Genomic DNA, 12,443 nt, shown 5'->3' with positions numbered 1-12,443 from the left:
ACCACCCCCGCCCGCTGACCCAAGGAGCACCACCCGTGACCGGAGTCCTCCTCTCCCTGCCCGAGACCACCACCGGGGAGGCGACGGCGTCGAAAAGCCCGAGGAAGAACGGGCCGCCCCGGCCGCGAATACGCTCGCGGCCGGCCGCCGATCCCTATCTGCTGGCCGCCGCGCTCTTCGCCGCGTACACCGCGCTCAGCGTCCTGCGCTACCGGCGCATGGAGACCCTGTCCTGGGATCTGGGGATCTTCGAGCAGGTCGTCCGCGCCTACGCGCACTTCCAGGCGCCGGTCGCCGACCTCAAGGGACCCGGCGCGAACATCCTCGGGGACCACTTCAGCCCGGTGACCGCCCTGCTCGCCCCCGCCTACCGGCTGTTCCCCACACCCGTCACCCTGCTCGTCGCCCAGTCCGCACTGTTCGCGCTGGCCGCGATTCCCGTGGTGCGCGGCTCGGCCCGGCTGCTCGGGCGGGGGCCCGGCCTCGCGATCGGGGTCGCGTTCGGGCTCTCCTGGGGGATCCAGCGGGCCGTCGACTTCGACTTCCACGAGATCTGCTTCGCCGTCCCGCTGATCGCGTTCAGCCTGGAGGCGGTGCTGCGCGGCCGGTGGCGCGCGGCCCTTCTGTACGCGCTGCCCCTCGTCCTGGTGAAGGAGGACCTCGGCCTGACCGCGTCCGCGCTCGCCGTCGTCGTCGCCGTACGCGCCCGCCGCACCTCGCCGCGCGCGGTGCGCTGGGCGCTGGTGGTGGCCGCGTTCGGGGCGGTGGCCGTCCTGGTCACGCTCACCCTGGTCATCCCGGCGTTCAACTCCACGGACAGCTACGACTACTGGAGCAAGATGCACGGCGGCGCGGGCCCGTTCGCCGCCTGGGACGTCAAGCTCCCCACCCTGCTGTGGACGCTGCTCCCCACCACGGGCCTCCTCGCGCTGCGCTCCCCGCTGCTGCTCGCCGCGCTGCCCACGCTGGGCTGGCGCTTCGTGTCCTCGGAGGACCACTACTGGTCGACCGACTGGCACTACAGCGCGGTCCTGATGCCGGTCCTGGCGCTCGCCCTGGCCGACGCGGTGGCCACCGCCCGCACCAGCCCGCGCCCCTGGCTGCGTACGTACGCCCGCAACCTGCCCGCCTGCACGGCCGCCGCGGCCCTCGCGCTGACGCCCTCGCTGCCGCTCGCGGCCCTGACCGCTTCGGCCACGTACCGCAAGAGCCCCCAAGTGAGCGCCGTGGAGCGGCTGTTGGAACGGATCCCGGACGGGGCGACCGTCGAGGCGGACATCGGGCCCATCGCCCGGCTCACCTCGCGCTGCCGGGTCTTCTGGGTGGGCGCGGCCCGCCCGGTGGTCCCGCGCTACATCGCGATCGACAACTCCGACGGCTGGGCGGGCAATCCCGTCCAGTACGCGACGACCCTGCACCCCGGTGCCGAGTACTCGATCACCGGGGTGGCAGGGGGCTACGTACTGCTCAAACTCCAGCCGCGGCAGTCCGGTCCGCAGCCCTAGCCATCGGCGGCGATCGCGTTCAGGACGTTCATCCGGCCCGCCCGGAAGGCGGGTATCAGGGCGGCGAACAGGCCCACGAACGCGGAGCCCACGAACACGGTGAGGATGGTCGGCCAGGGGATCTCCAGGACGCCCATGCCCTCCAGGGCCAGCAGCTTCTGCGCCGTGGTGCCCCAGCCCATGCCGAGCCCGAGGCCGAGCAGCGCGCCGAACAGGGCGATCACCACCGACTCCAGGCGGATCATCCGGCGCAGCTGGCGGCGCGAGAGGCCGATCGCCCGCAGCAGGCCGATCTCCCGGGTCCGCTCGACCACCGACAGGGCCAGGGTGTTCACCACACCGAGCACCGCCACGATGATCGCGAGGGCGAGCAGCCCGTACACGATGTTCAGGAGCTGGCCGATCTGGTCCTTCAGGTCCTTCTTGAAGTCCGTCTGGTTCTGCACCTTGTACTGCGGATAGGCCTTCAGGGACTCCTTCAGGGAGGCGTAGGCGTCCTTGGCCTTCCCGTCGTCGGCCTTGGCGAACATCAGCAGGTTCTTCGGCATCCTGTCGGCCGGCAGATACTGCTCGACGGTCGTGATGTTGGTGTACATCGCGCCCTTGTCGACGTTGGTGTCGTCCGAGGTGATCGCCGCGACCTTCAGCTTGGCGGTGGTGCCGCCCTTGAAGGCGACGGTCATCGTGTCGCCGACCTCGACCCCGTGTTCCTTGGCGTAGGCGTCGCCGACCGACATCGCGCCCCTGCCGTAGGCCGCCGACAGGTCACCGGCGACGGTCTTGCGCCGCAGGTCGTCCTGGTAGGTGGGGTCGGCGGCGGTGACCTGGCCGTTCTGCGCCTTGCCGTCGGGGGCGGTCAGTTTGGCGTCCACCGGCTTGTAGTTGGTGACGTGCTCGATGCCCGGGGTCTTCCTGATCGCGTCGGCGGCCTGCGGCACGATCGGCTGGCCGGTGCCGGAGGAGACGATGAAGTCCGCGCCGACCGACCTGTCGAGTTCACTGGTGGCCGAGGCGACCATCGAGGAACCGACCACCGACAGACAGGCCACCAGGGCGAGCCCGATCATCAGGGCGGCGCCCGTCGCCCCCGTACGCCGCGGATTGCGCAGTGCGTTGCGCTCGGCCATCCGCCCCACGGGCCCGAACATCCGCAGCACCAGCGCGCTGATCACCCGCACCACGATGCCCGCGAGCAGCGGCCCGACGACGACGAAGCCGATCAGGGTGAGCACGACGCCGAGGCCGAGCAGGCCCGAACCGGACGCCGCCTTCGAGGAGTTGGCGGCGGCGAACAGGGCCGCGGTGCCGGCGCCGGTCAGGACCAGGCCGATGGCGGCCCGGATCGCTCCGGCCTTGCCGTCGGCGGGGGTGCCGGCGTCGCGCAGGGCGGCCATCGGCGAGATCTTCCCCGCGCGGCGGGCCGGGACGTAGGCGGCGACGACGGTCACCACGACACCGAGGATCAGGCCGATGACGGGGGTCGTCCACTGGACGGTGAGGTCACCGGTCGACAGGTCCATGCCGATGGAGCCCATCAGCTTCATCAGGCCGACCGCGAGGCCCACTCCCGCGCCGACCCCGAGGACCGAGCCGAACACGCCGAGCAGCAGGGCCTCCACGAGCACCGAGCGGTTGACCTGCTTGCGACTGGAGCCGATGGCGCGCATCAGGCCGATCTCGCGGGTGCGCTGGGCGACCAGCATCGAGAACGTGTTGATGATGAGGAAGATGCCGACGACGAAGGCGATCCCGGCGAAGCCGAGCATCGCGTACTTCATCACGTCGAGGAAGGAGCCGACACTGGCGCGGCCCGCGTCCGCCGCCTCCTTCGCCGTCTGGAGCTTGTAGGAACCCGAACCGAGCGCGGCCGCCACGTCCTGCTTGAGCCGGGCGTCGCTGACGCCGTTCGCTGCGGTGACGTCGATCTGGGTGAACAGGCCGCTCGCGCCCAGGAGTTCACGCTGGGCGGTCGGGGTGTCGAAGTAGACGACGGCCGCGCCCGGGTTGGTCACCTTGAAGGTGGCGATGCCGGTGATCCTCGCGGTGAAGTCGCCGGTGACGGCGATGGTGCGCAGCTCGTCACCGAGCTTGAGGTGGTGCTTGCCGGCGGTGTCGGCGTCGACCATCATCTCGGTCGGCCCGCGCGGGGCACGGCCGGAGGTGATCTCCATCGCCTTGAGGCTGTTCTCCGTCCAGTTGCCGGCGATGGTCGGGGCCCCGGTGCTGGAGCCCATGTTCTCGTTCTTGGCGTTGACGACCGTGACGCCGGTGCTGCCGATCGCGCCCGCGGCCGTGCGCACGCCGGGCACCTTGGCGACCTGGTCGACGAGCGAGGCGGGCAGCGCCTCGGGCTTGCCGGTCCGGGAGGTGGTGCCGTCGTCGGAGGCCGACTTGGGGCTGACCGTCACATCCGCCGAGGTCGCCGCGAACAGCTTGTCGAAGGTGGTGTTCATGGTGTCGGTGAAGACGAGCGTGCCGCACACGAACGCCACCGACAGCAGGACCGCGACGGCCGAGAGCGCCATCCGCCCCTTGTGCGCGAGGAAGTTGCGCATCGAGGTCTTGAGCACGCTCATGACGTACGCCCCTGCGCGTCGGAATCGGGGGTCTGGGGGCGTCCCCCAGAAAAGCGCAGCATGCGGTCGAGGACGGCGTCGGCGGTCGGGCGGAACATCTCGTCCACGATGCGGCCGTCGGCCAGGTAGAGCACCCGGTCCGCATAGGAGGCCGCCACCGGGTCGTGGGTGACCATCACGATGGTCTGGCCCAGCTCGTCCACGGACTGGCGCAGGAAGCCGAGCACCTCCGCGCCCGCCCGCGAGTCCAGGTTTCCGGTCGGCTCGTCACCGAAGATGATCTCCGGCCGGGCCGCCAACGCCCTTGCCACGGCCACCCGTTGCTGCTGGCCGCCGGAGAGCTGGGTCGGGCGGTGCTTGAGCCGGCCGGCCAGGCCCACCGTCTCCACCACGCGCTCCAGCCACTGCGCGTCCGGCCTGCGGCCCGCGATGTCCATCGGCAGCGTGATGTTCTCCAGGGCGTTCAGCGTCGGCAGCAGGTTGAACGCCTGGAAGATGAACCCGATCCGGTCCCGGCGCAGCTGCGTCAGCTTCTTGTCCTTGAGCCCCGTGATCTCGGTCTCGTCCAGATAGATCTGGCCGCTCGTCACCGTGTCGAGCCCGGCCAGGCAGTGCATCAGCGTGGACTTGCCGGAACCCGACGGGCCCATGATCGCGGTGAACTGCCCCCGGTCGATGTCGACGTCGACCTGGTCGAGGGCCACCACCCGGGTCTCCCCCGACCCGTACGCCTTCACAACCTGGCGCGCCCGTGCCGCGACCGCCGCACGCCCTCCTCCAGTGCCCCCGTGTCGAGGAATGGTCACAGCCGTAGTCACGGTGGTTCTCCTAGGTCTCATGCGGCCGGTCGCCCGCCAGTGCGGGCGCCCCCTTCGGCCTCCGACCAACGTAGGGAACGGACCCCTCCGGCCACCTCCTCCGCCGGAACGAACGGGCCCTCCCCCGAAGTAGGGCCCACCCCCTAGGGGACTCCACCCCAAGGACCACTACGTGTCAGGGCCCCTCCACCCCTGCCGCCGTTCCGGCCGCCAGTGAGAAGGTGGGGCCCCCAGATGCATGCACAGTGAAGGGATCTCGGTGAGCGTCTCCGACGGAACACCCCACACCGAAGCGATACCCGGCGCGGCACCCGCCGCCGTCGCCCCGCGCGGGCGCGGCCCGGTCGTCGCGGCCCTCATGATGGGCATGGCCCTGGCCGCCCTCGACGGCACCATCGTCTCGACGGCCGTCCCCCAGATCGTCGGCGACCTCGGCGGATTCGCCGTCTTCTCCTGGCTGTTCAGCGGCTATCTGCTCGCCGTGACCGTCACCCTGCCCGTGTACGGCAAACTCTCCGACACCTTCGGGCGCAAGCCCGTCCTCGTCGTCGGCGTCATCGTCTTCCTCGCCGGCTCCGTCCTGTGCGCGTTCGCCTGGAACATGGCCGCGCTCATCGCGTTCCGCGTCGTCCAGGGCCTCGGCGGCGGCGCCCTCCAGGGCACCGTCCAGACGATCGCCGCCGACCTGTACCCGCTGAAGGAACGTCCCAAGATCCAGGCCAAGTTGTCCACCGTGTGGGCGACCTCGGCCGTGGCGGGACCCGCGCTCGGCGGGCTCCTCGCCTCCTACGCGGACTGGCGCTGGATCTTCCTCATCAACGTGCCCGTCGGCGCCGTCGCCCTCCACCTGGTCATCCGGTACTTCGTCGAACCCGCCCGCCGGGCGCCCGCCGCCCGGCCCCGCGTCGACTGGGCCGGCGCCCTGTGCATCTTCGCCACCGGCGCCCTGCTGCTCACCGCGCTCGTGCAGGGCGGCGTCGCCTGGCCCTGGCTCTCGACGCCCTCGCTCGCCCTGCTCGCGGGCAGCGCCGCGTGCGCCGCCCTCACCGTGTTCGTGGAACGCCGGGCCGCCGAACCCGTCATCCCCGGCTGGGTGTGGCGCCGGCGCACCATCGCCGCCGTCAATCTGGCACTCGGCGGGCTCGGCCTCCTCATGGTCGCCCCCACCGTGTTCCTGCCCACCTACGCCCAGTCGGTGCTCGGCCTCAACCCGACCGCCGCCGGGTTCGTGCTGTCCGTGATGACACTCAGCTGGCCGGTGTCGGCCGCCCTCTCCAGCCGCGTCTACACCCGCATCGGATTCCGCAACTGTGCGATCACCGGCATCGCGCTCGCCGCACTGATCCTGGCCGTCTTCCCCCTGCTGCCCTTCCCCGGCCGCGCCTGGCAGCCCGCCCTGCTGATGCTGCTGCTCGGCGGCGCGCTCGGCCTCTTCCAGCTCCCGCTGATCGTCGGCGTCCAGTCGACCGTGGGCTGGGCCGAGCGCGGCACCACCACCGCGTCCGTCCTGTTCTGCCGCCAGGTCGGGCAGTCGGTCGGCGCGGCCCTGTTCGGTGCCATCGCCAACGCCACCCTCGCCGCCCGCCTGACCCACGCCCCGATGCCCGGCCTGCCCGGCGACCTCGACTCCGTCTCGCGCGCCCTGCACCACCCGGCGTCCCTGACCACGGACGCCGCCGACTACCTGCGCCGGGCGGTCGCGAGCGCGGTCGACCACGTCTACGTCGGCGCCGCGATCGCGGCCGTCCTGCCCCTGCTCGTCCTGGTGTTCCTCGCCCCGCGCCGCTTCCCCGTCCTCACGGAACCCGGAAAGGACTGACGTCCCTATCAACTCCCCTGCCAGCAGGGCGAGTTGACCGTCAGCTCTCGTGCTCGGCGGAGCGACCGGTGAGGGTGGCCAGACTGTTGCGCACATGCGTCATGTGCGCCTGCGCCTCCTCTCGGGCCGCCGTGTGCTCGCGCAGCACCCGGTCCGTCTCGGCCGCGATCCGGTCGTCCTGCGCCCGCGCCCCCGCCACCAGCTCGGCGGCCCGCGCCTCCGCGTCCTCCTGACCGCGGTGCGCGCTCTCCTCCACCTCGGCGAACACGCGCCGAGCCTCGTCGAGACCCGCCTGCGCGACCGCCGTCAGCTCGGCGATCCGCGCGTCCAACTCCGCCTCGCGCGCGGCCCGTTCACGCTCGTCCGCGGCCAGCGCGTCGGCCCGCTCCTGATCCTGCCCGGCCAGATACCCCTCGCAGCGCCTGCGCATCGCGTCCAGATCGCCGGCCGCCTCCTCGCGGCGCTCCTTGGCCTCGGTACGGGCCGCCAGACGCAGCTCGTCCGCCGCGGTGCGGGCCGCGAGCAGCGTCTGGCGCACCCGCTCCTCGGCCTCCGCGAGCAGCGCCTCACTCCGCGTCCGCGCCGCCTCCCGCAGCGCCCGGCCCGCCTCCTCGGCGGCCAGGACGTCCCCGGCGGCCGCCTCCTCGGCACCGGCCCGCACCGCGTCGGCCTCCTCGACCGTCAGCGCGAACAGCGAGGAGGCCCGGCCGCCGAGCACCTCGTACGTCTGCGGGGCGAGCGCGCCGACCTGCTCGGCGAGGGCCGCCGCCTGGGCGCCCATCTGCTTGGCGAGGACGGTGAGCCGGGCCGCCCGCTCCCACGCCGCGTCCCGCTCCTGCGACAGCCGGGCCAGGGTGCGGTCGACCTGATCCGTACGGTAGCCGCGGCCCCGGCCCACGCCGAACGGCTGCGCCGCCGGCGGCAACGATGCTGCGCTCATCCCTGAAGCCTCTCTCCCGCACCCACTGGCGCCCGGTACGCGTTCTGGCTGCCCGGCGCTCATCCTGGCCGATCGAAGCGAAATGGTCATAACGCGACACTCCGCCCACACGGCACGGTCAAGGATGCGTCAATCGGCGCCAGAACCCGGAATCACCCAGGTGCCACGCCCCACCACACGCCGAAGGCGCCCACCGCGACCCGCACGGTGAGCGCCTTCAGCTCGGCTCGGCGAAGACGGCCCGGAGGCCGGGCAGCCCGAGGCCGGGCAGCCCGAGGCAAGGCCGCCCGAGGCCGGGCTGCCTCAAGCAGGGCTGCCTCAAGAAGGGCTCAGAGCAGCCCGTCCCACATCTGCTCAAGGAGCACCGACCACCAGCTCTCCGGCGACGCCAGCGCCGCCGGGTCGAGGGCCGCGAGCTGGGCCTGGAAGTCGACCGTCCAGCGGCCCGCCTGCTCCGGGTTGAGCCCGAACCGCAGCCGCCACATCCGGCCGAGCAGCGCGAGCGAGCGGGCGAACTCGGGCAGCCCTGAGTTCACGAACTGCGGCGGCACCGACTGCCCGCCGGGGCCCGCCTCCACCGGCACCGCCACGATGTTCGCGGTCCCGTACTGGACACAGATCGCCCGCCCGAAGTCGGAGCCCATCACCAGATACGAACCCGCGTCCGCCGCCGGCTGCACCCCGCGCTGCTGCGCGAGCTCCGCCAGCGTCGGCACCGGCTGCCCCGGCACGGCCTGCGCCCAGAAGAACGGCCCGAAGTCCAGCGGCAGCCCCGCCCACACCAGCGTCACCGCCACGACCTCCGGCACACCCTGCCGCGACACCGCCCGCTGATCGAAGCGGAACACGCCCTGCGGACCGAACGCGCCCGCCAGTTCGTGGGCCACGCCCTCCGGCGGCAGCGGAGGCACCGGCTGCACCGCCGGGATCGGCGCCCGCACCGGCTGGGGCCTGGCCGGACCGTCCGCGACCTGAGCCAACTCGCCCTGGTGGGTGAGCAGATGCCGAACGCCCTGGCGACGCGAGCCGTGGTCCTTGCCGTACGGGGCGACGTGCGTGATCCGCACCTGCGGCCACTGCTCGCGGATCATCCGCGCACAGTAGCCACCCGGCAGCTCGCACGACTCCAGCTCGGTGTGCAGTTCGAGCACATGGTCGGCGGGCACGTTCATCGCCCGCAGCTCATGGAAGATCTGCCACTCCGGGTGCGCGGTACCGGGCGCCGACCGACGGATGAGCTGCTGCTCGGAGCCGTCGGGCGCGCGGTAACGCAGCACCGCCTGATAGCCCGGCCCCACGGTCGGCAGCCCCGCCGGGGGCTGCTGCGGATACCCGTAGGCCGGCGGCGCCTGCGGAGCGGGACCACCGGGCGGCATGCCCGGGGGCATACCGGGGGGACCCGGCGGCACGGGCGCGCCGGGACCGCCGGGACCGCCGGGACCGCCGGGACCGCCGGGACCGCCTGGACCCGTCTGGCCGGGCCCCATCTGCGCGGGCCCCGCCAGCATCGTCGCGGCCTGGTGCACCCCGCCGGGGGGCGTACCACCGGGCGCACCCGGAGGGCCGGGCGGCAGCGGGGCACCCGGAGCACCGGGTGGACCGGGCGGCAGCGGCACACCAGGGCCGCCCTGGCCGCCAGGGCCCCCGGGACCGCCGGGACCTCCCGGAGGACCGGGAGGCAGCGGCGCACCCGGAGCACCCGGAGCACCGGGCGGACCCGGCGGCACCGGAGCACCCGGACCGCCCTGAACCGGCGCGCCCGGCTGACCCGACGGACCCGACGGACCCATGTGATGCGGCTCCGCGAACATCGTCGGGGCCTGGTGCACCCCGCCCTGCGCGGGCGGCGGCGACGCCGGGGCCGCAGGACCCTGGCCCTCGGGGCCGAGCTGCGAGACCAGCTGCGTCGGCAGGTAACCACCCGCCTGGACACCCGGCGGCGGAGTCGAACCCGGCGGCGGAGTCGAACCCGGAGCCGGAGGGGGCACCGGCGCATCCGGGCGGGCACCCGGAGTGCCGGGTGCGCCCGGCGGCGGAACCGTAGAGCCCCCGCCTCGCGCGGCGCGCGCACCCGGGGGCGGCCCAACCGCCTTGCTGGTGGCGGCATCCGCGATGTCCCCGACACCCCCGACGCCTTCCGGCCCCGAAGGCCCTGTCGGCGCGACCGGCGCCACCGGCGGCGGAGTCGCACCCGGCGGCGGCGCGGCCTGCGGGTCGTACGCGGGCGCGAGCGCGGTCGGCGGAAGCTGGCTGCCGCCCGCCATCAACGCCGTCTTCGCCTCGGGCAACGCCCTCGGCGGCGCCTCGTCCTCGCCGTCCGCACCGGAGAGCGGGGGCGCGAACACCGTCGCCGGAAGCGGCACCGAACCGTCGTCGGACCCCGCGTTGGTGTCCGTCCCGGCCCACGGCGTGGCCCCGGCCGGAGCGCTGGAACCCGAGGCCGAGCCGAGGCCGACACCCGAGCCCGAGTCGGCACCCGAACCGGAGTCCGAGCCCGAGCCCGAGTCGGCACCCGAACCGGAGTCCGAGCCCGAGCCGGAGCCGGCACCCGAACCGGAGGCCGAGGCCGAGCCGGAGCCCGACGTGGAACCACTCTCGCCCCGCCGGTCCGGGATGCCGAGCTTGTCCGCCGCCTCCTGGAGCCACTCCGGCGGACTCAGCAGGAACGACGTCTGGTTCAGGTCGATCCGGGCCGGCGGCTCCGGCGCGGGCGGCGCGTCCTCCAGAACCCCGTACTCCTCCTCGTACCGCCGGATCACCTCACCCACCGGCAGCCCCGGCCACAGCGTCGCCTCGCCGCTGTCCCGGGCGATGACCAGGCGCTGCGCACCGCCGCCGCCCGAAGGCCCGTTCTCCCGGTCCTCCGCCCACACCACGAAACCCAGCTCGAACTCCCGCACCCGCACCTCACGGTGCTGATACGCGGGCACATCACCATTGATCCACTCTTCGGCACGCTCCTGCGCCTGAGCGAAAGTCACCATCGGCCGGCTCACTCCCCTACCGAGGTCGTCTCGACGGCACGCGCGAAGCCACCGTCCACCATCAGGTTCGCCACGGTCTCCAGCTCCGGCGGATTGCCCGCGAGCCGCCCGAGGAACGCGTCGAAATCCTCACCGCAGGGCAGCAGCAGACGCTCCACCCGCTCGTTCACGCTCAGCCCGTCCCGATCCCGCGCATCGTCGTACGCGCAGAACCACACCGAACCGACCGCCGAACCCTTCACCTTCACCGCGAGGATCCCGCCCTGCACGAAGGCGACGCCCAGATAGTCCTTGGTGAGGTGGTCCCGCAAACACTTGTTGACATAGACGAGGTCGTTGACCGCAGCCTCGTCCCGCACCGTGAAGAACGGCTGGTCCACCAGAAGACCCAGCTCCGCGTCGAGCGCCGCACCCACCGGGGCGCAGCCCCCCGCCGCCTTCAGGAACGAACGGTAGGCACCCGGAAGGCGATACCCCAAGTCCTCCTCCACGCCCAGGAGTTGGGACTCCGTCACCGACACCGAGCCCTTGGGCAGCCCGAAGTGCGCCGGCCGCGTCTCCTGCAACGGCCGCGTACCACGCTTGTCGTGCTCGACCTGTGCCGTCGCCAGACCGCCGTAATGCCGCAGCAGGGCCTTCACCTCGACCGGCACCAGTTCGAGACGGCGTCCGCCGGGCACGTGGTGCCACGTCCAGCCGTGCGGCGTCGCCACCGGCGCCACCGTGTCCCACAACTCGTGCCCCGCAGCGGCCAGCGCCGCGTTCGCCGACACGTAGTCGGTCAGCCGTAGCTCGTCCACCCCGAACCCCTCGGGCGGCTCCGCGATCTCCGCCGCCGCACGCGCGTACGCCGAGAAGACCGGGAAACCGTTCTCGTCCACCCGCACCCCCCTGGGATGCCGGGAGGCGCGGACCGGATCCGGGAAGTGCACGACCTGCCCGGCATAGGCCGCGTTCGGTGGCGCGGCATGCTGCCCGAGCCGACCTGTCGTCATGGCGGTTGCCCCCTGCTGCGTGCTCCTGCGTCTGGCTGGTGGGACCAGACTATGCGGTGCCGCAATACCGGGGACCGGCCCCGCAATTCGGTCACCAACCGTCACCCGCATATCACCCTGCGCCCGCGACGCGCGGCTTATCACGCCCCAGCTTCCGTATCAGCGCCCCCATTTGGCAGGCTGTCCCCGCAACTCGGGGGCGCTGACACGTGCGGCGAAAGCCGCCGCCAGTGGGAGGAACACAGCACCATGCACACCGCACCAGGCGAAACATCCGCAACTAGCGCGATAAACACCGCAAAAGAGACACCCGGCGATCCGCGCCTTCACTGGAGCGCCACCCCCGGCACCGCCGCGCCCTTACTGAGACACCGCCGCGACGGCATCCTCCCCGCCATCGCCGCCGCCCTCTCGGTCCGCGGCGAAACCCTCACCTGCACCGCGGGCAAGGGCGAGCAGCCGCCCGCCCTGCACACCCTGGTCCAGGACTATCTGGACACCCTCACCAGCGGCCAGCGCGAACGCTTCACCGGCCGCTGCCCCGAAGCGATCCTGCTCTCCCGACACCTGACCGCCGTCGAGAGCGCACGCTCCAAACGCGCGCAGCGCAAACCCCTCACCCACGGCGAAGCCCGCCGCGCCCTCAAACACGCCAAACTCACCGCCCGGCGCATACGCGAGGACGGCGACCCCCTGCACGGCAGCTACGCCCCGCCCTGCCGCTCCTGCGCCGCGCTGCTCGACCACTTCGGCGTCCGCAGCGTCGAACCCTGAGCCCGGCCCTGAGCCACCCCACCGCGGGGGAC

8 protein-coding genes are annotated in these 12,443 nt (G+C 72.9%); 3 read left to right on the top strand and 5 right to left on the bottom strand.

Annotated features, from left to right (window positions below; all coding sequences use genetic code 11):
* Window positions 1-35 precede the first annotated feature (35 nt).
* On the top strand, window positions 36-1,505 hold the full coding sequence (locus CG740_RS07430; RefSeq protein WP_442802809.1) for a DUF2079 domain-containing protein: 1,470 nt from the start codon (window positions 36-38) through the stop codon (window positions 1,503-1,505).
* Here CG740_RS07430 and CG740_RS07425 read toward each other — a convergent pair.
* Window positions 1,502-4,081 carry an ABC transporter permease gene (locus CG740_RS07425; RefSeq protein ID WP_100574139.1) on the bottom strand — a complete coding sequence of 860 codons (2,580 nt, stop codon included), beginning with the start codon at window positions 4,079-4,081 and terminating at the stop codon, window positions 1,502-1,504. The two genes, CG740_RS07430 and CG740_RS07425, sit on opposite strands and share 4 nt — an antisense overlap.
* Complete coding sequence (locus CG740_RS07420) at window positions 4,078-4,899, bottom strand: ABC transporter ATP-binding protein (protein ID WP_100574138.1); 822 nt, start codon at window positions 4,897-4,899, stop codon at window positions 4,078-4,080. The genes CG740_RS07425 and CG740_RS07420 overlap by 4 nt, the downstream gene beginning before the upstream one ends.
* A 238-nt stretch (window positions 4,900-5,137) precedes the next feature.
* Between CG740_RS07420 and CG740_RS07415 the strand changes: the two genes are divergently transcribed.
* The gene (locus CG740_RS07415) at window positions 5,138-6,718 is read left to right on the top strand and encodes an MFS transporter (protein ID WP_100574137.1); all 1,581 of its coding nucleotides are present in this window, start codon (window positions 5,138-5,140) and stop codon (window positions 6,716-6,718) included.
* A 40-nt stretch (window positions 6,719-6,758) separates the two neighbouring features.
* Here CG740_RS07415 and CG740_RS07410 read toward each other — a convergent pair whose 3' ends face one another.
* The 3 genes from CG740_RS07410 to CG740_RS07400 form a co-directional block, all read right to left on the bottom strand.
* Window positions 6,759-7,658, bottom strand: coding sequence for a cellulose-binding protein (locus CG740_RS07410; protein ID WP_100574136.1), 900 nt, complete (start codon window positions 7,656-7,658; stop codon window positions 6,759-6,761).
* A gap of 329 nt (window positions 7,659-7,987) precedes the next feature.
* Window positions 7,988-10,642, bottom strand: coding sequence for an SUKH-4 family immunity protein (locus CG740_RS07405; RefSeq protein WP_100574135.1), 2,655 nt, complete (start codon window positions 10,640-10,642; stop codon window positions 7,988-7,990).
* Window positions 10,643-10,650: 8 nt separating this feature from the next.
* A complete protein-coding gene (locus CG740_RS07400) occupies window positions 10,651-11,637 on the bottom strand; it encodes an SMI1/KNR4 family protein (RefSeq protein WP_100574134.1) in 987 nt (328 codons plus the stop codon).
* Between the two features lie 249 nt (window positions 11,638-11,886).
* Between CG740_RS07400 and CG740_RS07395 the strand changes: the two genes are divergently transcribed.
* Window positions 11,887-12,411 (top strand): YwqJ-related putative deaminase, encoded by a 525-nt coding sequence (locus CG740_RS07395; protein WP_100574133.1) that lies wholly within the window; start codon window positions 11,887-11,889, stop codon window positions 12,409-12,411.
* Window positions 12,412-12,443: the final 32 nt, after the last annotated feature.

It is taken from the genome of Streptomyces sp. CB01201 (assembly GCF_002803085.1).
GTDB classification, from domain to species: domain Bacteria; phylum Actinomycetota; class Actinomycetes; order Streptomycetales; family Streptomycetaceae; genus Streptomyces; species Streptomyces hundungensis.
The sequence above is the reverse complement of the archived record's forward strand: the minus strand, read 5'-3'. Positions and strand labels throughout refer to the sequence as shown.